This window comes from Bordetella bronchialis (assembly GCF_001676705.1).
Lineage (GTDB): Bacteria > Pseudomonadota > Gammaproteobacteria > Burkholderiales > Burkholderiaceae_B > Bordetella_C > Bordetella_C bronchialis.
Window position 1 is genome coordinate 4,147,969 of the sequence record NZ_CP016170.1, and the last position, 19,864, is coordinate 4,167,832.

General features: G+C 65.1%; 20 protein-coding genes and 1 rRNA gene. 12 read left to right on the plus strand and 9 right to left on the minus strand.

Translation table 11 applies throughout. The features are described 5' to 3' along the window. Window positions 1-116: 116 nt before the first annotated feature. The 3 genes from BAU06_RS18295 to BAU06_RS18305 all read left to right on the plus strand — a co-directional run bounded on the left by BAU06_RS18295 (window position 117) and on the right by BAU06_RS18305 (window position 3,892). Complete coding sequence (locus BAU06_RS18295) at window positions 117-2,414, plus strand: NADP-dependent malic enzyme (protein ID WP_066353265.1); 2,298 nt, start codon at window positions 117-119, stop codon at window positions 2,412-2,414. 147 nt (window positions 2,415-2,561) lie between these two features. Beyond that, window positions 2,562-3,014 (plus strand): DUF2214 family protein, encoded by a 453-nt coding sequence (locus BAU06_RS18300; protein ID WP_066353267.1) that lies wholly within the window; start codon window positions 2,562-2,564, stop codon window positions 3,012-3,014. A gap of 143 nt (window positions 3,015-3,157) precedes the next feature. Beyond that, window positions 3,158-3,892: a pentapeptide repeat-containing protein gene (locus BAU06_RS18305; protein ID WP_066353269.1), complete on the plus strand. Its 735-nt coding sequence runs from the start codon at window positions 3,158-3,160 to the stop codon at window positions 3,890-3,892. Between the two features lie 214 nt (window positions 3,893-4,106). Here BAU06_RS18305 and BAU06_RS18310 read toward each other — a convergent pair whose 3' ends face one another. From BAU06_RS18310 to BAU06_RS18340, 7 genes are all read right to left on the minus strand, one after another. Next, window positions 4,107-5,411 (minus strand): citrate synthase, encoded by a 1,305-nt coding sequence (locus BAU06_RS18310; RefSeq protein ID WP_066353270.1) that lies wholly within the window; start codon window positions 5,409-5,411, stop codon window positions 4,107-4,109. Window positions 5,412-5,429: 18 nt separating this feature from the next. Beyond that, window positions 5,430-5,690 carry a succinate dehydrogenase assembly factor 2 gene (locus tag BAU06_RS18315; protein WP_066353272.1) on the minus strand — a complete coding sequence of 87 codons (261 nt, stop codon included), beginning with the start codon at window positions 5,688-5,690 and terminating at the stop codon, window positions 5,430-5,432. Between the two features lie 18 nt (window positions 5,691-5,708). Beyond that, window positions 5,709-6,425 (minus strand): succinate dehydrogenase iron-sulfur subunit, encoded by a 717-nt coding sequence (locus tag BAU06_RS18320; protein ID WP_066353275.1) that lies wholly within the window; start codon window positions 6,423-6,425, stop codon window positions 5,709-5,711. A 13-nt stretch (window positions 6,426-6,438) separates the two neighbouring features. Beyond that, window positions 6,439-8,217 carry a succinate dehydrogenase flavoprotein subunit gene (sdhA, locus tag BAU06_RS18325; RefSeq protein ID WP_066353281.1) on the minus strand — a complete coding sequence of 593 codons (1,779 nt, stop codon included), beginning with the start codon at window positions 8,215-8,217 and terminating at the stop codon, window positions 6,439-6,441. 3 nt (window positions 8,218-8,220) lie between these two features. Then, entirely contained in the window at window positions 8,221-8,604 is a 384-nt protein-coding gene (gene sdhD / locus BAU06_RS18330) for a succinate dehydrogenase, hydrophobic membrane anchor protein (RefSeq protein ID WP_066353287.1), read from the minus strand. A gap of 2 nt (window positions 8,605-8,606) precedes the next feature. Beyond that, window positions 8,607-9,020: a succinate dehydrogenase, cytochrome b556 subunit gene (sdhC, locus tag BAU06_RS18335; protein ID WP_066353289.1), complete on the minus strand. Its 414-nt coding sequence runs from the start codon at window positions 9,018-9,020 to the stop codon at window positions 8,607-8,609. Between the two features lie 120 nt (window positions 9,021-9,140). Further along, window positions 9,141-9,923: a GntR family transcriptional regulator gene (locus tag BAU06_RS18340; RefSeq protein WP_066353291.1), complete on the minus strand. Its 783-nt coding sequence runs from the start codon at window positions 9,921-9,923 to the stop codon at window positions 9,141-9,143. Between the two features lie 295 nt (window positions 9,924-10,218). On the opposite strand from BAU06_RS18340, the gene BAU06_RS18345 reads away from it, so the two are divergent. The 6 genes from BAU06_RS18345 to BAU06_RS18370 all read left to right on the plus strand — a co-directional run bounded on the left by BAU06_RS18345 (window position 10,219) and on the right by BAU06_RS18370 (window position 15,914). Continuing rightward, window positions 10,219-11,208 (plus strand): malate dehydrogenase, encoded by a 990-nt coding sequence (locus tag BAU06_RS18345; protein WP_066353293.1) that lies wholly within the window; start codon window positions 10,219-10,221, stop codon window positions 11,206-11,208. A gap of 108 nt (window positions 11,209-11,316) precedes the next feature. Further along, complete coding sequence (gene prpC / locus BAU06_RS18350; RefSeq protein ID WP_066353295.1) at window positions 11,317-12,483, plus strand: bifunctional 2-methylcitrate synthase/citrate synthase; 1,167 nt, start codon at window positions 11,317-11,319, stop codon at window positions 12,481-12,483. A 31-nt stretch (window positions 12,484-12,514) separates the two neighbouring features. Then, window positions 12,515-13,966, plus strand: coding sequence for a bifunctional 2-methylcitrate dehydratase/aconitate hydratase (locus BAU06_RS18355; protein WP_066353297.1), 1,452 nt, complete (start codon window positions 12,515-12,517; stop codon window positions 13,964-13,966). Between the two features lie 158 nt (window positions 13,967-14,124). After that, window positions 14,125-14,517, plus strand: coding sequence for a hypothetical protein (locus BAU06_RS18360; protein WP_066359334.1), 393 nt, complete (start codon window positions 14,125-14,127; stop codon window positions 14,515-14,517). Between the two features lie 54 nt (window positions 14,518-14,571). Continuing rightward, window positions 14,572-15,198: a glutathione S-transferase family protein gene (locus tag BAU06_RS18365; protein ID WP_066353303.1), complete on the plus strand. Its 627-nt coding sequence runs from the start codon at window positions 14,572-14,574 to the stop codon at window positions 15,196-15,198. A gap of 83 nt (window positions 15,199-15,281) precedes the next feature. After that, window positions 15,282-15,914, plus strand: a complete 633-nt coding sequence (locus BAU06_RS18370; protein WP_066353305.1) for a glutathione S-transferase family protein — start codon at window positions 15,282-15,284, stop codon at window positions 15,912-15,914. Between the two features lie 256 nt (window positions 15,915-16,170). Here the strand turns inward: BAU06_RS18370 and BAU06_RS18375 are convergent, their stop codons facing one another. Then, window positions 16,171-17,073: a LysR family transcriptional regulator gene (locus BAU06_RS18375; RefSeq protein WP_066359337.1), complete on the minus strand. Its 903-nt coding sequence runs from the start codon at window positions 17,071-17,073 to the stop codon at window positions 16,171-16,173. A 140-nt stretch (window positions 17,074-17,213) separates the two neighbouring features. On the opposite strand from BAU06_RS18375, the gene BAU06_RS18380 reads away from it, so the two are divergent. The 3 genes from BAU06_RS18380 to BAU06_RS18390 are packed head-to-tail and all read left to right on the plus strand — an operon-like array spanning window position 17,214 to window position 19,412. After that, entirely contained in the window at window positions 17,214-18,620 is a 1,407-nt protein-coding gene (locus BAU06_RS18380; RefSeq protein ID WP_066353307.1) for an MFS transporter, read from the plus strand. A 26-nt stretch (window positions 18,621-18,646) separates the two neighbouring features. Then, a complete protein-coding gene (locus BAU06_RS18385; protein ID WP_335617488.1) occupies window positions 18,647-19,027 on the plus strand; it encodes a GNAT family N-acetyltransferase in 381 nt (126 codons plus the stop codon). Next, window positions 19,017-19,412, plus strand: a complete 396-nt coding sequence (locus BAU06_RS18390) for a YchJ family protein (protein WP_066353313.1) — start codon at window positions 19,017-19,019, stop codon at window positions 19,410-19,412. Before BAU06_RS18385 ends, BAU06_RS18390 begins: the two co-directional genes overlap by 11 nt. 193 nt (window positions 19,413-19,605) lie before the next feature. Here the strand turns inward: BAU06_RS18390 and rrf are convergent. Then, window positions 19,606-19,719: ribosomal RNA gene (rrf, locus tag BAU06_RS18395) — 5S ribosomal RNA — on the minus strand. Window positions 19,720-19,864 lie beyond the last annotated feature (145 nt).

Consider the following 19,864-nt stretch of genomic DNA (forward strand, 5'->3'; position numbering starts at 1 on the left):
CGGTTCCGGACGCCGCCCCCGCCGACAGGGCGACGCGGCTCGCCCCCGCACCGACCGTGCGGCGCCGTCCGGCCACCGCGCCCTTTTCCTTCATCGTTGATAAAGGCAGTACCGCAATGGACGAAACCCTTACCAAACTTGCCCTGGACTATCACGCCTTTCCCACGCCGGGCAAGATATCCGTGATGCCCACCAAGACCCTGGCCAACCAGGACGACCTGTCGCTGGCCTATTCGCCCGGCGTGGCGGCCGCCTGCATGGCCATCCACGCCAGCGGCGACGATGCGGCCTCGAAATACACCTCGCGCGGCAACCTGGTGGGCGTGATCACCAACGGCACCGCCGTGCTGGGCCTGGGCAACATCGGCCCGCTGGCCGCCAAGCCCGTCATGGAGGGCAAGGGCTGCCTGTTCAAGAAGTTCGCCGGCATCGACGTCTTCGATATCGAACTGGCCGAAACCGACCCGGACAAACTGGTCGACATCATCGCGGCGCTGGAGCCCACCCTGGGCGGCGTCAACCTGGAAGACATCAAGGCGCCAGAGTGCTTCTACATCGAAAAGAAGCTGCGCGAACGGATGAAGATCCCGGTTTTCCACGATGACCAGCATGGCACGGCCATCATTTCCTCGGCCGCCATCCTGAACGGACTGAAGGTGGTGGGCAAGCGCATGGACCAGGTCAAGCTGGTCTGCTCCGGCGCCGGCGCCGCCGCCATCGCCTGCCTGGACATGCTGGTGCAACTCGGCATCCGCCAGGAAAACATCTATGTGACGGATTCGCGCGGCGTCATCTGGGAAGGCCGCGAGGCCAACATGGAGCCCAATAAAAAGCGCTACGCCCAGCGCACCGATGCGCGCACCCTGGCCGATATCGTCAAGGACGCCGATGTGTTCCTGGGCTGCTCCACCGCCGGCGTGCTCACCGCTGAAATGGTCAAGACCATGGCCAGCCAGCCGCTGATCCTGGCGCTGGCCAACCCCGATCCGGAAATCCGTCCCGAGGTCGCCAAGGCGGCGCGCCCGGACTGCATCATCGCCACCGGCCGGTCCGACTATCCCAACCAGGTCAACAACGTCCTGTGCTTCCCCTTCATCTTCCGCGGCGCCATGGATGCCGGCGCCACGCGCATCACCGAGGAAATGAAGCTGGCGGCGGTCAAGGCCATCGCCGAACTGGCCGAAGCCGAGCAGAACGATGAAGTGGCGCGCGCCTACGCCGGCCAGGACCTGAGCTTCGGCCCCGACTACATCATTCCCAAGCCCTTCGATCCGCGCCTGATCGTCAAGATCGCCCCGGCCGTCGCGCAAGCGGCCGCGGACTCCGGCGTGGCCCTGCGGCCCATCCAGGACATGGAGGCCTACCGCCAGAAGCTGATGGGCTTCGTCTACCATTCCGGCCAGCTCATGCGCCCCCTGTTCCACCAGGCCAAGCAGGCGCCCAAGCGCGTCATCTACGCCGATGGCGAAGACGAGCGCGTGCTGCGCGCGGTACAAACCGTGGTCGACGAGAAGCTCGCCCATCCCATCCTGGTGGGCCGTCCATCGGTCATCGAAATGCGCATCCGCAAGTTCGGCCTGCGCCTGGCCGCGGGCACCGACATCGATATCGTCGATCCCGAGGACGACGCCCGCTTCAACGAAACCTGGAGCGCCTACTACCGCATGCGCGGCCGCCAGGGCGTCACGCCGGCCATCGCCAAGGCCATGGTCCGCAAGCACAACACGCTGATCGGCGCCATGCTGCTGCAGCGCGGCGATGCCGATGCCCTGCTCTGCGGCGTGGGCAGCCGCTACGACAACCAGCTCAAATACGTCGACGAAGTCATCGGCCGCAAGTCCGGCACGCAGGCGTACGCCGCGCTGAACGTCCTGATGCTGCCGGACCAGACCCTATTCATCGCCGACACGCACGTCAACGAGGATCCCAGCGCGGAGGAACTGGCCGACATCACCATCCAGGCCGCTGACGAAATGCTGCGCTTCGGCGTGGTGCCCAAGATCGCGCTGCTGTCGCATTCCAACTTCGGCAGCCGCAACACCGCGTCCTCCAGCAAGATGGCCCGCGCGCGCCAGCTCGTATCGGAACGCGCGCCTCACCTGGAGATCGACGGCGAGATGCATGCCGATGCCGCGCTTTCCGAGTCGATCCGCATGGCATCCTATCCGGACAGCTCGCTGAAGGGCCCGGCCAACCTGCTGATCATGCCCAATCTGGACACCGGCAACATCACCTACAACATGCTGAAGATGACGGGCAGCCGGGGCATCGCCATGGGGCCCATCCTGCTGGGGGCGGCGCGCCCGGTACACATCCTGACCAACAGCGCCACCGTCCGCCGCATCGTCAACATGACGGCGCTGGCCGTCGTCGACGCGCAGCAGGAAGCGGCGGAAGCCGGGCAGCGCCGCTGAGCCATCCCCGTGGGCCCGGCGGGCGCAGTCCTGGCGCGCCGCCGGCCCGGGTTGCCCGTGGATGACGATGCGGATATCGAGGTAAATTCCGGTGAGCCCGCCCCCGGGCGGGCAGCCGGCACGATTCCCCAGACAGGACATCCCACGATGCTCACCGACGCCCTGCTCGCCTGGTTGCACTTCCTGGCGATCTTCACCCTTATCGTCCCCCTGGCCGCCCAGGCCGTGCTGCTACGGCCCGACATGCCGGCGGCCACGGTACGCCGCCTGGCCAATCACGACCGCCTCTACCTGGCGTGCGCGCTGGCCGTCGTCGCGACGGGCCTGCTGCGGCTCTTCTATGGTGCCAAGGGCGCGGCCTTCTACCTGCCCAATCCCTGGTTCCACGCCAAGATGGGGCTGTTCGTGGCGATCGCCCTGCTGTCCCTGCGGCCGACGGTGGCTTTCCTGAAATGGCGCCGCCAGGCCCGCATGCTGCCGGGCTTCGTGCCCACCAACGCCGAAATCAAGCGCATCCGCGGATGGGTCATGGTGCAAGTGCATCTGCTCGGTTTCCTGCCCCTTTTCGCCGTGCTCATGGCCCGAGGCATCGGGCGCTGACGCCGCGGGCGGCCGGCAGCCGTTGAACCGCCCCGCCCTTTGCAGGGAACGGCCTTGCCCGCATGACCACGGAGATCGCTCCCCAGCAATCGCGAAGGCACGCGCACCGGCGCGCCTTCCGCCGACCCGAGCGATCCCCAATCATGCAGCTTTCCGTGGCGCACTTCATTCCCTCGTGCATTTTCCGGTCGTCCGGCGACCCGGACACCGGCGATCGCGCCGCGCGCGAGATCGAAAAAACCATCAAGGCCTTGGCAAAAGCAACGGGCCTGGGCCGCGAAGGGCGCCAGGCGCTCCTGCAGTGGACAAGCTGGGGCATCTATGCCGCGGCGCTGGCCGTCCGCGATCCCCATCTGCTTGCCCAGGACGGCTGGAATGCCGTACTGCCCCTCACCCATCAGGCCGGTGGCGACCGCCTGCGCCTGTTCCTGCTGCGCGCCGGCGAACCGCCGCGGGCCGCCCAGGATGCCGCCCAGGCCTTTTACCGGCAAGGCCTGATCCCCACTGACGACGACGTCGTCATGGCGCTGCGCGACGACCACCGCGCGCTTCTGCAATTGAATGCCATGCTGCGCGAAGGGGCCTGGCAGGAATGGCTGGGGCGCCTGCCCGCCACGGATCTGCCGCCCCACGCCGTGCCTTTCGAAACCCTGCCCGCGTGGGCCAGGGAAACCGCGCTCTTCGCCAGCGACATGGCCGGCAAGGATTGCAGCCACATGCGCGGGCTCAATGGGCTGGACCTGCGCTACCTGCACGCACCCGGCATCAACCTGGAAGGCTGCGACCTCAGCGGCACCAACTTCCACCAGGCGGATCTGCAAGGGGCGCGTTGGCACAACACGCTGATCCGCGGCGCCGTCCTGCCCTTGCGGCGCTGAGCGCACGCCGCCACGCATCCAGGGCCGCGCCACGCGGCCCCCCCCCCCGAATCCTGGTCCGAAATCCCGGTCCGAAATCCCGGTCCTGAATCCGGGACGACCTTCCCGCGCCGTGGCAAAAACAAACAGGGCCGCGAAAACGCGGCCCCATCCGGCAGGATACCTGCACACCCTCGGCGACGCGCCGGCGTCGATGCCGGCGCGCGCGCGGCGATTACTTCTTGCGCTTGATGTCGCGCGCGGGCGAACCCGTGAACAGCTGGCGCGGACGGCCGATCTTGTAATCGGGGTCCGTCAGCATTTCGTTCCACTGGGCGATCCAGCCCACCGTGCGGGCCAGCGCGAAGATGGCCGTGAACAGCGAGACCGGAATGCCGATGGCGCGCTGCACGATACCGGAGTAGAAGTCGACGTTCGGATACAGCTTGCGATCCACGAAGTACGGGTCTTCCAGCGCGATGCGCTCCAGCTCCATGGCCAGCTTGAACAGCGGATCGTTTTCCAGGTTCAGCGCGGACAGCACTTCCTTGCAGGTCTGCTGCATCAGCTTGGCGCGCGGGTCGTAGTTCTTGTACACGCGATGGCCAAAGCCCATCAGGCGCACGCCGGAGTTCTTGTCCTTGACCTTCTCCATGAACTCGCCGACCTTGGCGACACCGCCGTTGGCCTGCAGTTCTTCCAGCATGTTCAGGCAGGCTTCGTTGGCGCCGCCGTGGGCAGGGCCCCACAGGCAAGCCACGCCGGCCGCGATGGCCGCGAAGGGGTTGGTGCCCGACGAGCCGCACAGGCGCACGGTGGAGGTCGACGCGTTCTGCTCGTGATCGGCATGCAGGATGAAAATGCGATCCAGCGCGCGCTCGACGACTTCGTTCACCTGGTAGTCTTCGCACGGCGTGGCGAACATCATGCGCAGGAAGTTGCCCGTGTAGGACAGGTTGTTCTGCGGATAGATGTACGGCTGGCCTTGCGAATACTTGTACGCCATCGCGACCAGCGTCGGCATCTTGGCGATCAGGCGGATCGCCGAGATATGGCGATGCTGCGGGTTCGTGATGTCGAGCGAGTCGTGATAGAAGGCGGACAAGGCGCCGACCAGGCCCGTCAGCACCGCCATCGGGTGCGCGTCGCGGCGGAAACCGCGCAGGAAGAAATGCAGCTGCTCGTTCACCATGGTGTGATGCGTCACCTGGGAATCGAAATCCTGCTTCTGCTCGGGCGAGGGCAGCTCGCCGTTCAGGATCAGGTAGCAGACATCCATGAAGTCGCAGTTGGTCGCCAGCTGCTCGATGGGATAGCCGCGATACAGCAGCTCGCCCTTGTCGCCATCGATATAGGTGATCGCGGAAGAGCACGCCGCCGTCGACATGAAGCCCGGATCGTAAGTGAACATCCCGGACTGGCCGTAGAGCTTGCGAATGTCGATAACGTCCGGACCTACCGTACCCTGGTAAATCGGGAATTCAATCGGAGCGCTGCCGTCCGAAAACGTTAGGGTGGCCTTTTTATCTGACTGTTTCATCGTACATTCCTCTCAAAGTTACAGCTCGCGCATCTTCGCGATGATTTCGCGTAGCCTCGGCGTGTCCAGTTCACCTTCTGGCTCACTACGCCCCAGCAGGAGGTCGAGCAGGTCGTTGTCGCCCAGTTCGAACAGCTGCGTCAGCGCTGCTACATCCGCGTCGGTCAGTTGCGACTCGTACGCGTCCAGGTACTTCGTAATGATCAGATCATTCTCGAGCAGGCCGCGGCGCGCCCGCCAACGCAGACGCGCGCGCTGCAATTCAGTAAGCCTGCCCATGTTTCGCCACCTGCCCTACTAGACCGTACGCCGGACCATCAGTTCCCGGATCTTGCCGATGGCCTTCGTCGGGTTCAGGCCCTTGGGACACACGTCCACGCAATTCATGATGGTGTGGCAACGGAAGAGCCGGTACGGATCCTCCAGGTTGTCCAGACGGCTGCCGGTGGCTTCGTCGCGGCTGTCCGCGATGAAGCGGTAGGCCTGCAGCAGGCCGGCCGGGCCGACGAACTTGTCAGGGTTCCACCAGAACGACGGGCACGAGGTCGAGCAGCAGGCGCACAGGATGCACTCGTACAGGCCGTCCAGCTCTTCGCGCGCCTCGGGCGACTGCAGGCGCTCGCGCTCGGGCGGCGGCGTGTCGTTGATCAGGTACGGCTTGATCGAGTGGTACTGGTTGAAGAAGTGCGTCATGTCCACGATCAGATCGCGGATCACGGGCAGCCCGGGCAGCGGCTTCAGGACGATGGGTTCCTTGAGTTCACGCAGATTGGTGATACAGGCAAGGCCATTCTTCCCGTTGATGTTCATCGCGTCCGAACCGCACACGCCTTCGCGGCACGAACGGCGGATCGCCAGGCTGTCATCGACGTCGTTCTTGATGCGGACCAGGGCGTCCAGCAGCATCTTGTCCGTCGGCTGGAGTTCGACCTCCAGCTTCTGCATATAGGGACGCTCGTCCTTGTCCGGGTCGTAGCGGTAGATTTCGAATTTCACGATACGCTTGGTGCTCATGCCGGCATCCTGCTTAGAAAGTACGCGCTTTGGGCGGGAACGACTCGACCGTCAGCGGCTGCATCTGTACGGGCTTGTAGTCCAGGCGGCTGCCCTCGGAATACCAGAGGGTGTGCTTCAGCCAGTTCTCGTCGTCGCGGGTGGGGTGGTCGTTCAGCGCATGCGCGCCGCGGCTTTCGGTGCGGTTGGCGGCCGACTTGATGGTGGCACGGGCCACTTCCGTCATGTTGGCCAGTTCCAGCGCTTCCACGCGAGCCGTATTGAACACCTTGGACTTGTCCTTGAAGGCGATATGGTCCGCCTGCTTGGCCAGTTCCTCGATCTGCCCCACGCCCTCGTTCAGCAGCTGCAGCGTGCGGAACACGCCGCAGTGGCGCTGCATGGACATGCGGATGGCGTTGCCGACATCCTGAGTCTTTTCGCCCGACGTGCGCGATTCCAGCTTGTTGACGCGATCCAGCGAGTAGTCCAGCGAGGACTTCGACACCGTCTGGTGCGAATGCTGGCGCTCCAGGTGCTGGGAAACGATGTGGTTGCCCGTGGCGCGGCCGAACACGATCAGGTCCAGCAGCGAGTTGGTGCCCAGGCGGTTGGCGCCGTGCACCGACACCGCCGCGCACTCGCCGATGGCGTACAGGCCGTTGACGATCTTGGTTTCGCCATTCGTCCACGACACGACCTGGCCGTGGTAGTTGGCCGGGATGCCGCCCATCTGGTAGTGGATGGTCGGCACGACGGGAATGGGTTCCTTGATGGGATCGACGTTGCCGAACTTGATCGCGATCTCGCGGATCGACGGCAGGCGCTTGTTGATCGTCTCGGCGCCCAGGTGGTCCAGCTTCAGCACGACATAACTGCCATCCGGACCGCAGCCGCGGCCTTCCTTGATTTCCTGGTCCATCGAGCGCGACACGAAGTCGCGCGGCGCCAGGTCCTTCAGCGTGGGCGCATAGCGCTCCATGAAGCGTTCGCCGTCCTTGTTCAGCAGGATGCCGCCCTCGCCGCGCACGCCCTCGGTGATGAGCACGCCCGCGCCGGCCACGCCGGTCGGGTGGAATTGCCAGAACTCCATGTCCTGCAGCGCGATACCCGCCCGCGCCGCCATGCCCAGGCCGTCGCCGGTGTTGATGAACGCATTGGTGGACGCCGCCCAGATGCGGCCCGCGCCACCCGTGGCCAGCACGGTGGCCTTGGCTTCCAGGATGTAGATCTCGCCGGTTTCCATTTCCAGCGCGGTCACGCCCACGACATCGCCGTTCTCGGCGCGCAGGAGATCCAGCGCCATCCATTCGACGAAGAACTGCGTGCGGGCCGCGACGTTGCGCTGGTACAGGGTATGCAGCAGCGCATGGCCGGTACGGTCGGCGGCGGCACAGGCGCGCTGCACCGGTTTTTCACCGAAGTTGGCGGTATGGCCGCCGAAGGGACGCTGGTAGATGGTGCCGTCCGGGTTGCGGTCGAACGGCATGCCGAAGTGTTCCATCTCGTACACGGCGCTCGGGGCCTCGCGGCACATGAACTCGATGGCGTCCTGGTCACCCAGCCAGTCCGAGCCCTTCACGGTGTCGTACATGTGCCAGTACCAGTTGTCCTCGCTCATGTTGCCCAGCGACGCACTGACGCCGCCCTGGGCAGCCACGGTATGCGAGCGGGTGGGGAACACTTTGGACAGCACCGCCACTGACAGGCCCGCCTGGGCCAGTTGCAGGGAACAGCGCATGCCGGCACCGCCGGCGCCGACCACCACCACATCGAATTGGCGGCGCGGCAAGGAATTCATGACAGCGACCACGGCTTAGAGCCTCCAGATGATTTGCGCGAAGTAAGCGAGGGAGCCCACCAGCCACAGGATGGTCAGGACTTGCAGCAGCAGGCGCACGCCTACCGGCTTCACGTAGTCCATCCAGATATCCCGCACGCCGATCCAGGCATGCCAGATCAGCGACACAAAGGCCAGCGTGGCCAGCACCTGGCCCAGCGGCAAGGCGAACACGTGGAAGGAAAACAGCGCCTTCCAGCCCTCATACGTAAAGCCGGGCATCACCAGGATGCCGACCAGCAGCACAATGGTGTACAGGGCCAGGATGACCGCGGTGATGCGCTGCGCGATGAAATCCATCGTGCCGTAGTGCGCGCCTACGACCAGGCGCTTGGCGCCATAGTTCTTGGTGACTGCCATGCTTACCAGGCTCCGAACAGTTTGAGACCGAACACCACGGTCAGCGCCAGGCTGACCCCCAGGACCACGCCCGCGCTTTTCTGCGCCTGGGCCTTCTCGATGCCTTTGTGCAGGTCCAGGACCAGATAGCGGATGCCCGCACAGAAGTGATGCAGATAGCCCCAGATCAGCGCCAGCAGGATCAGTTTGACGATAGGATTACCCGCGATCGCGGCGACATTCGCGAAGCTCTCCGGCGAGGCCAGGCTGGCCGCGAGCAGCGGCAGCAGGACCAAGGGAAGACAGAGGAACAGCAGCGCACCGCTGACGCGGTGCAGGATGGACACCTTGCCGGGCAGGGGCAGGCGATAGCTGAGGATCTGGGGAACGCTGATATTGCGAAACTGTGGACGCGGCTTGGCAGCTGAGTCGGACATGACGGCCTCGGGGTTTCGGAACTAGAAAATCGTGACGGCGGAAGTGCCGGGCCCTTGCGGGAAAAAACGGGCTATTTTCGCCCATGTAACGGGTGCTATCAAATCAAAGGAAAAGGTCAATCAATTCAAACTATTACGGTAGTGGTAGCGATCGGTCAGGTATAAACCCCGGCGGACTTCCATCGGCCGATCGCCGTAGGTGTAGGAAGTACGGTCCACCTGCAGCAGCGGCGAACCGGGGGCGACTTTCAGGATGGCGGCGGCTTCGGGCGTGGCCGCCACGGCGCGCAGTTTTTCGTCCGCGCGGATCATGCTGACGCCGAACTCCGACTCCAGGAACCCATACAGCGGCGCCTTGTTGGCCGTGAGCAGCTCCAGCGTCAGCCGGCGGAAGATGGAGCCCGGCAGATAGATATCGTCCAGCACGGTGGGGATGCCGCCGAATGTCAGCAGGCGGCGGATGGCCACCACGGTTTCGCCGGCCCGCAATTCCAGGGCCCGGGCGACCTCGGCGGAGGCCCGCATGCGGCGGCATTCCTGGACATGGCTTTCGGCGATCTCGCCTTCCACGCCTTCGTCGCCGGCCAGCCGCAGGAAACGGAAGCGCACGCGGGCTTCATGGTGGGTGGCGACGAAAGTGCCCTTGCCCTGGCGGCGCAGCAGGACGTGCTCCGCGGCGAGTTCGTCGACCGCCTTGCGGACCGTGCCCTGGCTGACCTGGAAACGCGCGGCCAGTTCGATCTCGCTGGGGATCAGCTCGCCGGGCTTCCATTCCCCGCGGTCCAGGCTCTGCACCAGCAATTCCTTGATCTGCCGGTACAGCGGGCTGAAAGCGGCGCTCGCGCCGCCTTGGCCGGCGGCGCCCTTGGTGCGCGGAGAGATTTCGGGCCGGGGATCTGCCATGGATTCCGTAGTCGTACCGCTCGCCGATCGACACGCCGCGCGCCGCGGCCATACCGGGTCGCGCGTCGTGGGCAAGCCCGCCATTGTCGCATAAGCGAACGCCGGGTGTCCAACGTCTTATGTCTTATATAAGATATAAGAGGAAATTGACGTAAACGTCACATGCACTTAGGATACGCCCTGCCCTGGCGCTTTCCCGCCTTGTCCGCGTGGCGGTCCGCAGCATCGCGCAAGGCATAACGGATTACACTGTCCGGCGAGATTTTTTCTCGACGACTCATTACGGAGAATGTTCATGTCCAAGCCCGCTTTGCGCGTCGCCGTCACGGGCGCCGCCGGTCAAATCGGCTACGCTCTGCTGTTTCGCATCGCTTCCGGCGAAATGCTCGGCAAAGACCAGCCCGTCATCCTGCAACTGCTGGAAATCCCGGACGAAAAGGCCCAGAAGGCGCTGAAGGGCGTCATGATGGAACTGGATGACTGCGCCTTCCCGCTGCTGCAGGAAATGACCGCGCACAGCGATCCGCGCACGGCGTTCAAGGATGCCGACATCGCCCTGCTGGTCGGCGCCCGTCCGCGCGGCCCCGGCATGGAGCGCAAGGACCTCCTGACCGTCAACGCCCAGATTTTCACCGCCCAGGGCCGTGCCCTGAACGAAGTCGCCAAGCGCGACGTCAAGGTCCTGGTGGTGGGCAACCCAGCCAATACCAATGCCTACATCGCGATGAAGTCCGCGCCCGACCTGCCGGCCGAGAACTTCACCGCCATGCTGCGCCTGGATCACAACCGCGCCCTGTCGCAACTGGCGTCCAAGTCCGGCAAGGCCGTGGCCGATATCGAAAAACTCATCGTGTGGGGCAATCACTCGCCCACGATGTATCCGGACATCCGCTTCGCCACGGTCGGCGGCCAGAGCCTGGCCAAGCTGATCAACGACGACGCCTGGAACCGCGACGTTTTCATCCCCACCGTGGGCAAGCGCGGCGCGGCCATCATCGATGCGCGCGGCCTGTCTTCCGCCGCCTCGGCCGCCAATGCCGCCATCGACCACGTGCGCGACTGGGTCCTGGGCAGCAACGGCAAGTGGGTCACGATGGGCATTCCGTCGGACGGCTCCTACGGCATCCCGGAAGGCATCATCTACGGCGTGCCGGTCACCACCGCCAACGGCAAGTACACGCGCGTCACCGGCCTGGAAATCGACGCCTTCTCGCGTGAACGCATGGACCTGACGCTGAAAGAGCTGCTCGAAGAGCGCGACGGCGTCAAAGACCTGCTCAAGTAATCCCCCCAGAAGCAAGAAGAAGAAAAAGGGCCCGCATATACGGGCCCTTTTTTGCCACCGTCGCGCCCAAAAAGCGAAGCGCAAGCCCACCCCAGGAAAGGAGCAGACATGAGCACTTCCGATCAGGAACAGCAGAAATCCGGATTCAAGCCGAAGAAATCGGTCGCTTTGTCCGGCGTTGTCGCCGGCAATACGGCCCTGTGCACCGTCGGCCGCAGCGGCAACGACCTGCACTATCGCGGCTATGACATCCTGGACATCGCGGACACCAGCGAGTTCGAGGAGGTCGCGTATCTGCTGGTCCACGGCAAGCTGCCGAACAAGGCGGAACTGCAGGCCTACAAGCGCAAGCTGCGCGCGCTGCGCGGCCTGCCGGCCCAGCTGCAGGTGGCGCTGGAGGCCCTGCCCGCCTCCAGCCACCCCATGGACGTCATGCGCACCGCCGTGTCCGTGCTGGGCTGCTTGCTGCCGGAAAAGGACGATCACAACATGCCGGGCGCGCGCGATATCGCCGACCGCCTGATGGCCAGCCTGGGGTCGGCCCTGCTCTATTGGTATCACTACAGCCACAACGGCCGCGCCATCGACGTCGAAACAGACGACGACAGCATCGGCGGGCACTTCCTGCGCCTGCTGCACGGCGAAAAGCCCGCCGACGACTGGGTCAAGGCCATGCATACCTCGCTGATCCTGTATGCGGAACACGAGTTCAATGCCTCCACCTTTACGTGCCGGGTCGTGGCGGGCACCGGGTCCGACATGTATTCGGCCATCACCGCCGGCATAGGCGCGCTGCGCGGCCCCAAGCACGGGGGCGCGAACGAAGTGGCGTTCGAAGTCCAGAGCCGCTACGACACGCCCGACGAGGCAGAGGCCGATATCCGCCGGCGCGTCGAGAACAAAGAGGTCGTGATCGGTTTCGGGCATCCCGTCTATACCGTGTCCGACCCGCGCAACAAGGTCATCAAGGCCGTCGCGCAGAAGCTGTCCAAGCAAAGCGGCAGCATGCATCTGTACAACATCGCGGAACGCATCGAAAGCGTCATGCAGGACGCCAAGAAGATGTTCGCCAACCTGGATTGGTATTCCGCCGTCAGCTACAACAAGATGGGCGTCCCCACCGCCATGTTCACGCCGCTGTTCGTCATCGCGCGCACGGCCGGCTGGGCGGCGCACATCATGGAACAGCGCGTGGATAACAAGATCATCCGCCCGACCGCCAACTACGTGGGACCGGAAGACCGCAAGTTCGTCGCCATCGACAAGCGCAAGTAATCCGCCCGCACGCAACCACAAGGCAACGCATATGTCCTCGCACATCTCCAATGTCCGTCCCGACCCGGACCAGGTACTGGTCGACATCGCGGACTACGTCCTGAACTACGAAATCAAGAGCGAGCTGGCCTACGAGACCGCGCGCAACTGCCTGATCGATACGCTGGGCTGCGGCCTGGAAGCGCTGGAATACCCGGCATGCCGCAAGCTGCTGGGGCCCATCGTGCCCGGCACGGTCGTTCCCAATGGCGCGAAAGTCCCCGGCACGCAATTCCAGCTGGACCCCGTACAGGCTGCCTTCAACATCGGCGCCATGATCCGCTGGCTGGATTTCAACGACACCTGGCTGGCTGCCGAATGGGGCCATCCCTCGGACAACCTGGGCGGCATCCTGGCCACCGCCGACTGGCTGTCGCGCAATGCGGTCGCCGCCGGCAAGCCCCCGCTGACCATGCGCAAGGTGCTGACCGGCATGATCAAGGCCCACGAGATCCAGGGCTGCATCGCGCTGGAAAACTCCTTCAACAAGGTCGGGCTGGACCATGTCGTCCTGGTCAAGGTCGCCTCTACCGCCGTCGTCGCGGAAATGCTGGGCCTGAGCCGCGAGGAAATCATCAACGCGGTCTCGCTGGCGTGGGTGGACGGCCAGAGCCTGCGCACCTACCGGCACGCGCCCAATGCGGGCAGCCGCAAGAGCTGGGCGGCGGGCGACGCCACCAGCCGCGCCGTGCGCCTGGCCCTGATCGCCCGCACCGGCGAGATGGGCTACCCGTCCGTGCTGACCGCCAAGACCTGGGGCTTCTACGACGTGTCCTTCAAGGGCCAGCCCTTCAAGTTCCAGCGGCCCTACGGCAGCTACGTCATGGAAAACGTGCTGTTCAAGATTTCCTTCCCCGCCGAGTTCCATTCTCAGACCGCGGTGGAGTGCGCCATGCAGCTGCACCAGCAGATCGCGGCCCAGGGCAAGCGTGCCGAGGACATCAAGAAAATCACCATCCGCACGCACGAAGCCTGCATCCGCATCATCGACAAGAAGGGTCCGCTGAACAACCCGGCCGACCGCGACCACTGCATCCAGTACATGGTGGCCGTCCCGCTGATATTCGGCCACCTGACGGCGGCCGACTACGAGGACGACTTCGCCCGCGATCCCCGCATCGACGCATTGCGCGACAAGATCGAATGCGTGGAAGACCCGGCCTTCACCCGCGACTACCACGATCCGGACAAGCGCTCCATCGCCAACGCGCTGACCGTGGAGTTCAACGACGGCAGCCGGCTGGACGAAGTCGTTTGCGAATACCCCATCGGCCACAAGCGCCGGCGCGCGGACGGCATCCCGCTGCTGGAAGCCAAGTTCCGCACCAACCTGGCCCGCCAGTTCCCGGCGCGGCAGCAGCGCCGCATCCTGGACGTGTCGCTGGACCAGAAAAAGCTGGAAGCCATGCCGGTCCATGAGTACGTGGACCTGTACGTGATCTAGTCCTTGCCGCGCGTCCCGGCCGCCGCTGGCGGCCGGCGGCGTGCTGCGGTGCGGCATGCCGGCCCTCGCGGCGGCGCACGCCTGCGCGGGCCGCGCCACCGGCCTGGTGGCAGGTATTCGCCGGCGCCGCGCGCACGCGCCGAGTTATGCTTACGGCCATGAACAACTCCCTCTACGTCGTCGCGCTGACGACCGCCTTCAATATTTTCGTGGCCTGCTTTTTCGTCGCGGCCGTCTCGCTGATCACGATCTGGTTCTTCAAGCTGGACCGCATCAACGACGTACTGCGGCACCCCCTGCTGCAGCATCGCCCCTTCCGCCAGTTTCCGCGCGCCATCCAGGCGGGCATCTTCCTGGATTATTTCCTGCGCCTGCTGTTTCCGCGCGCGCGCAAGGGCCTGTTCGGACAGGCCAATCGCAACCTTGCGCACGTCGATCCGGCTCGGGTTCCCATGGACGTCAAATGGCCCATCATGGGCTTGTGGGCCGGTTGCTGGATCGGCCTGGCGGCGATGATCACCGTGTGGACGCTGCTGCTGCTGCGCCACTGAGCGTGCCCGACATTACCGCATTGCCATCCGCCAACTCTCGCAAAGGACCACGCAATGATCAAGATCTGGGGCCGTGTGAACTCCGTGAATGTCCAGAAGGTATTGTGGTGCTGCGACGAGCTGTCGCTGCCCTACGAGCGCGTGGACGCGGGCCTGCATTTCGGCCGCAACAACGAGCCCGGCTACCTGGCCATGAACCCCAACGGCAAGGTGCCCACCCTGGAAGACGGCGACTTCATCCTGTGGGAATCCAACGCCATCGTGCGCTACCTGGTCATGCAATATGGGCCGGCCAGCGGGCTGTACCCGGAAGCGCCCCGGTTGCGCGCGTCCATCGACCGCTGGATGGACTGGGTACTGTCCACGCTGCAACCCGTGGAGCGCAGCGTCTTCTGGGGCATGGTCCGCACGCCGCCGGAACAGCGCGACATGGCGGCCATCCAGAAGTCCGCCGACGAAGCCGGCAGGCTCTGGCTGATGGTGGATGTGCACCTGCGGGGACGGGAGTTCCTGGAGGGCGACCGCTTCACCCTGGCGGATATCGTCCTGGGCACATACTGCCGCCGCTTCCTCGGCCTGGATGGCATCCAGCGCCCGGACACCCCCAACCTGCAAGCCTGGTACGACGGATTGCGGCAGCGGCCCGCCTTCCAGCGCCACGTCGCGCCGGCCCTGACCTGATCCTGCCTGTGTCCGCCCGTCCACGACGGGCTTTTTCACGTCTTGCGGCGCCGGCAGCGCCGCGTACCTTTCGATAAGCCACCATGACCATCGCGCTCCACACCTGGAATACCCCCAACGGCCGCAAGATCAGCGTCGCACTGGAAGAAATGGGCCTGCCCTATTCCGTGCACACGGTCGACATCCGCAACGGCGAACAGCACAAGCCCGAGTTTCTGCGCATCAGCCCCAATAACCGGATTCCGGCCATCGTCGATCCGCAGGGGCCGGACGGGAAACCCATCAGCGTGTTCGAGTCCGGCGCCATCCTGCTGTACCTGGGCGAGAAAACCGGCAAGTTCCTGCCGGCCTCCCTGGCGGAGCGCGTGCCGGTGCTGGAGTGGCTGATGTGGCAGATGGGGGGCTTCGGACCGATGCCGGGACAGGCCCATCATTTCCTTGGCCTGCAGAACGAAGAAGACAAACGCTACGGCGCCAAGCGCTACGTCGACGAAACGCGCCGCTTGTACGGCGTGCTCGATCGCCGCCTTGCCCAGGTGGAGTTCGTCGCCGGCGCGATCTCCGTGGCCGACTTCGCCATCGTGGGCTGGGCCTGGCGCCACGAGCGCCACCAGGTGGACCTGGCCGATTTCCCCCATGTAAAGCGCTGGTACGAGACCATGATGGCCCGTCCCGCCACCCGTCGCGGCTTCGAAGTCAAACTGGACAATCTGTAAAGATTATGCAGGTGGGCGACTGCGCGCTTTGTGACCCGCGAACCTTATGTCGTTGAGTTTACGGACCTTTTTAATTTTGTCCGTGACATGTCCAAATGGTTGTCCACAGTAAATGTGGACAGATAGGACGATATCCGCATAAGGGCAAAACTGTGGATAGGTCGTTGGGCGCGGTCCGTGCCGGCGCGCCGGGACGCGCCGGCAGGTATCCCCGGGGCAATCCGCGCAGGTCCCCGGGGCAGGCCTTGCGCCGTCCTCAGGCCTTCCTCGCGCGGGACGGCGCCGCTTTCTCTTCGCCGCGCTCGAAGACGTCCACGATGGCATCGGCCACCGCCCGCACGCGGGCGGTGCGATGCAGGTCTCCGTGCATCACCAGCCACAGTTCATAGAATTCGCTGCAGTCCGGCCAGATGCGCACCAGGCCGGGCGCGTCCTGCGCCAGATAGGTGGAGACTTCCGCCACTCCCATGCCGCGGTTGGCCGCCTCCAGCATCATCAATCCCGAGTTCACTTCCAGGGCGACGCGTGCGTTGGCGTAAGGCTCGCCGCAGATGGTTTCGCTGCGGGCGCCAAGCACCGCCCGCTGGTACACGATGACGGCATGGCCTTCGAAGGCGGTGCCGCGCCGCGGTTCGCCGTGCTCCTTCAGGTAGCGCTTGCTCGCGTACACGCCAAGTTCGCGCCGCCCCAGCCGGCGGGATATCAGGTCGGGGTTGTCCGGCCGCACATTGCGCACGGCCACGTCCGCCTCGCGCCGGGTCAGGTTGCTCAGATGCGTGGACGCCGTCAGGACGATACGCAGGTCGGGATGCGCTTCGCGCAGGCGCTGGATGGCCGGCATTATGAAAGCGCGCGCGATCGTATCGGAGGTCGTCACGCGCACGGTGCCCGATACGCGTTCATCGGTGCCCTGCGTCAGACGCTCGAGCTGGTCCGCCGCGCGCTCCATGGCCTCCGCCGCGGGCAAGGCCACTTCCCCTGCCCGCGTGGGAACATAGCCGCGCGGCGTGTGCAGGAAGAGGCGCGCGTGCAAGGCCTCTTCCAGCGCGCGCAAGCGCCTGCCGACGGTCGCTTGATCCACCTGCAACAGCGCCGCGGCCGCCCGCAGGGTTCCGCCGCGATAAACCGCCAGAAATATCCGTGCGTCGTCCCAGTCCATGGTGATGCAAAAATGCATTCGTCCGACGCAATTCTACGTATTTTTGCATCGGCCGCCAGGGGATATGATGCGCGCCGAAGGAGAATCCGCGCGCCGGACCCGCCCACAGAAGCAGGCCATGCCGCCCCCCACTGCCCGCCATGCCGGAACTCACGTCCTCGCCGCCCCTGACCGCCGCGCCCCAGCCGCGCGTCCGCTATCTGCCCCTGATCACCCTGGCCATGGGCTTCGTGATGGCCACCCTGGACGTCACGGTGGTCAATGTCGGGCTGTCCAACATCGCCACCCAGCTGCAGGTGCCCCTGTCGGGCCTGGTCTGGGTGGTGGACGGCTACACCTTGACGTTCGCCGCGATGCTATTGGTCGGCGGCGGCCTGGCCGACCGTTTCGGTGCCAAGAACGTCTACCAGGCCGGCCTGGCCGTTTTCGTCATGGCCTCGCTGTTGTGCGGCATCGCCCCCAACGGCACCACCCTGGTGGCGGCCCGCTTCCTGCAAGGCGTGGGCGCCGCGCTCTTCATGCCCAGTTCATTGAGCCTGCTGGCCCGCGCCTATCCGGATGACCACGTGCGGGCGCGCATGCTGGGACTGTGGTCGGCGATCGTATCCGTGGCCGGCGTATCCGGGCCGCTGGTGGGCGGCATCCTGATCGACCGGTTCGGCTGGCGCAGTATCTTCCTGGTCAATCTTCCCATCGGGCTGATCGGGCTGGCGATGGCACAGCACGTGATTCCCAGCTCCGCGCGGCACTTCCGCACATTGAACGCCGCCACGCACGTCCTGGGCGTGACCGCCTTGGCGGGCTTGAGTTTCGCGCTGATCGAAGGACCGGTGCACGGCTGGACCTCCGCGCCCATCCTGGCCGCCGCGCTGGTCATGCTGGTAGCCGGCGCGGGTTTCGTGATGCGGGAGCGGCGCATCGCCACCCCTTTGCTTCCGCGGGAGCTTTTCGCGACCGCGCGCTTTCCCGCGGCCAATATGCTGGGCTTTCTGATCAACTTCGGCGGCTACGGGCAGTTGTTCCTGCTGAGCCTGTTCCTGCAGGAAGCGCGCGGCGCGTCGCCGCTGGCGGCCGGCACGCAATTGCTGCCCACCATGCTGCTGTTCACCTTGGGCAATCTGTCCGCTCCCCGAGTCGTCGCGCGCATCGGCCCGCGGGCCGCCTTGATGGCCAGCATGGCCTTGTGCGCGGGCGCCAGTGCACTGACGGCGTCGGTACTCAGGCCGGAAACGGATTACTGGCTGTTCGCGGCCATCGTGTCCCCGATCAACCTGGGGGTGGGGGTGGCGGTCCCGGCGATGACCGCCGTGGTCATGCAGATCGCGGGCCAGGCGCACGCCAACATCGCGGCCGCCTGTCTCAACGCGAATCGCCAGATCGGCGTACTGGTCGGTGTCGCGACCATGGGGACCATCCTGCACGCCTGCACGGATTGGCATATTTCGCTGCCGCTGGCCTTCGGCACGATGGGAACGCTGTACGGCGTGGGCGCGGTGCTGGTATGGCGGTATCTGAAAACAGGTACCATGTCCCGTAGGCCCCGTTGAGGCGAACGGACATCCGTTTGAAGAGGATGGCCATTCATCCCGATCCGAACGGCATTCCGCTTCAGGCGAATGGCCTCCTTTCCAGCCCGTGCTCCATGACGCCCCCAAACACACAGACCGCGGTAGTCCACGATGCAGCCAACCATCGATTCACCACGCATGTGGATGGATATGAAGGCTACGTCGAATACGACATGGATGGCGACGTCCTGGTCATCCTGCACACCATCGTGCCGGCCGAAATCGGCGGCCGTGGCATCGGGGCCGCGCTGACGGCCGCGGTACTCCGCCATGCCCGCGAACATGTGCTGAAGATACGCCCCGTTTGCTCTTACGCCAGCGCTTACATGCAGCGCCATCCAGAGTACGCGGACCTCCTGGCCCCTGGCGTATCCGATCTTGGCTGACGCTGCCCTGCCATGCCCGTGCGGCACCGGCCGGCCCTACGGAAAGTGCTGCGGCATGTGGCACGCGGGCCCGCGCCATCTCCAGGCGCCCGACGCCCAAGCGTTGATGCGGTCACGGTACAGCGCCTATGTACTGGACTTGGTCGAATATGTGCGCGACACGTGGCATCCGGACACACGGCCGCCGCATATCGATCCGAATCCTCCCGGCTTGAAATGGCTGGGGCTCGAGGTCAAGCGCCACGTCGTCCAGGACGACACGCATGCCCTGGTCGAATTCGTCGCCCGCAGCCGGCTACAAGGCAAAGGGCAGCGCATGCATGAAACCAGCCGCTTCGTGAAGGAGAACGGACGCTGGTTTTATGTCGACGGCGTCGTGGATTAGCGCGCCGGCCGCGATCAAGCGCACTACCGTTAGCCATAGCCGGCCGCCCAAATAGGCCGCCACCCCGCGGCTGCGACGGTTCGCGCCGACGATGGTCCGCGCTCACGATAATCCGCGCTTACGACGGTTGCCCCAAGGGGGCCGCATAAAGCAAAACCCCGCTGGGGAGCCCAGCGGGGTTTTGGGGATAAGAGCCTGACGATGACCTACTTTCACAGACGTCCGTCCACTATCATCGGCGCGAAGGCGTTTCACTGTCCTGTTCGGGGATGGGAAGGAGTGGGACCACCTTGCTATGGTCGTCAGGCGTAAGGGGTTGCGCACCGCGTGGGCTGGCCGGGGATGCCGGTGAGCTTGCCGCGTCACGCCAATCTGGTCGAAGCACGCTGCCTGGCCGGGCCCGGTGAGGGGGTACTGGCCTGGGCAACGATCGGTATTGGTTCTGTCTTGCT

Excerpts from the sequence above, each read along its gene's own strand:
- BAU06_RS18345 (WP_066353293.1), top strand. The coding sequence starts at position 10,219 with ATGTCCAAGCCCGCTTTGCGCGTCGCCGTCACGGGCGCCGCCGGTCAA.
- BAU06_RS18385 (WP_335617488.1), top strand. The coding sequence starts at position 18,647 with ATGGCCATTCATCCCGATCCGAACGGCATTCCGCTTCAGGCGAATGGC.
- sdhC (WP_066353289.1), bottom strand. The coding sequence starts at position 9,020 with ATGTCCGACTCAGCTGCCAAGCCGCGTCCACAGTTTCGCAATATCAGC.
- BAU06_RS18340 (WP_066353291.1), bottom strand. The coding sequence starts at position 9,923 with ATGGCAGATCCCCGGCCCGAAATCTCTCCGCGCACCAAGGGCGCCGCC.
- BAU06_RS18355 (WP_066353297.1), top strand. The coding sequence starts at position 12,515 with ATGTCCTCGCACATCTCCAATGTCCGTCCCGACCCGGACCAGGTACTG.
- BAU06_RS18315 (WP_066353272.1), bottom strand. The coding sequence starts at position 5,690 with ATGGGCAGGCTTACTGAATTGCAGCGCGCGCGTCTGCGTTGGCGGGCG.
- BAU06_RS18305 (WP_066353269.1), top strand. The coding sequence starts at position 3,158 with ATGCAGCTTTCCGTGGCGCACTTCATTCCCTCGTGCATTTTCCGGTCG.
- BAU06_RS18320 (WP_066353275.1), bottom strand. The coding sequence starts at position 6,425 with ATGAGCACCAAGCGTATCGTGAAATTCGAAATCTACCGCTACGACCCG.
- BAU06_RS18310 (WP_066353270.1), bottom strand. The coding sequence starts at position 5,411 with ATGAAACAGTCAGATAAAAAGGCCACCCTAACGTTTTCGGACGGCAGC.
- BAU06_RS18375 (WP_066359337.1), bottom strand. The coding sequence starts at position 17,073 with ATGGACTGGGACGACGCACGGATATTTCTGGCGGTTTATCGCGGCGGA.
- BAU06_RS18380 (WP_066353307.1), top strand. The coding sequence starts at position 17,214 with ATGCCGGAACTCACGTCCTCGCCGCCCCTGACCGCCGCGCCCCAGCCG.
- BAU06_RS18360 (WP_066359334.1), top strand. The coding sequence starts at position 14,125 with ATGAACAACTCCCTCTACGTCGTCGCGCTGACGACCGCCTTCAATATT.
- BAU06_RS18295 (WP_066353265.1), top strand. The coding sequence starts at position 117 with ATGGACGAAACCCTTACCAAACTTGCCCTGGACTATCACGCCTTTCCC.
- prpC (WP_066353295.1), top strand. The coding sequence starts at position 11,317 with ATGAGCACTTCCGATCAGGAACAGCAGAAATCCGGATTCAAGCCGAAG.
- BAU06_RS18300 (WP_066353267.1), top strand. The coding sequence starts at position 2,562 with ATGCTCACCGACGCCCTGCTCGCCTGGTTGCACTTCCTGGCGATCTTC.
- BAU06_RS18370 (WP_066353305.1), top strand. The coding sequence starts at position 15,282 with ATGACCATCGCGCTCCACACCTGGAATACCCCCAACGGCCGCAAGATC.
- sdhD (WP_066353287.1), bottom strand. The coding sequence starts at position 8,604 with ATGGCAGTCACCAAGAACTATGGCGCCAAGCGCCTGGTCGTAGGCGCG.
- BAU06_RS18365 (WP_066353303.1), top strand. The coding sequence starts at position 14,572 with ATGATCAAGATCTGGGGCCGTGTGAACTCCGTGAATGTCCAGAAGGTA.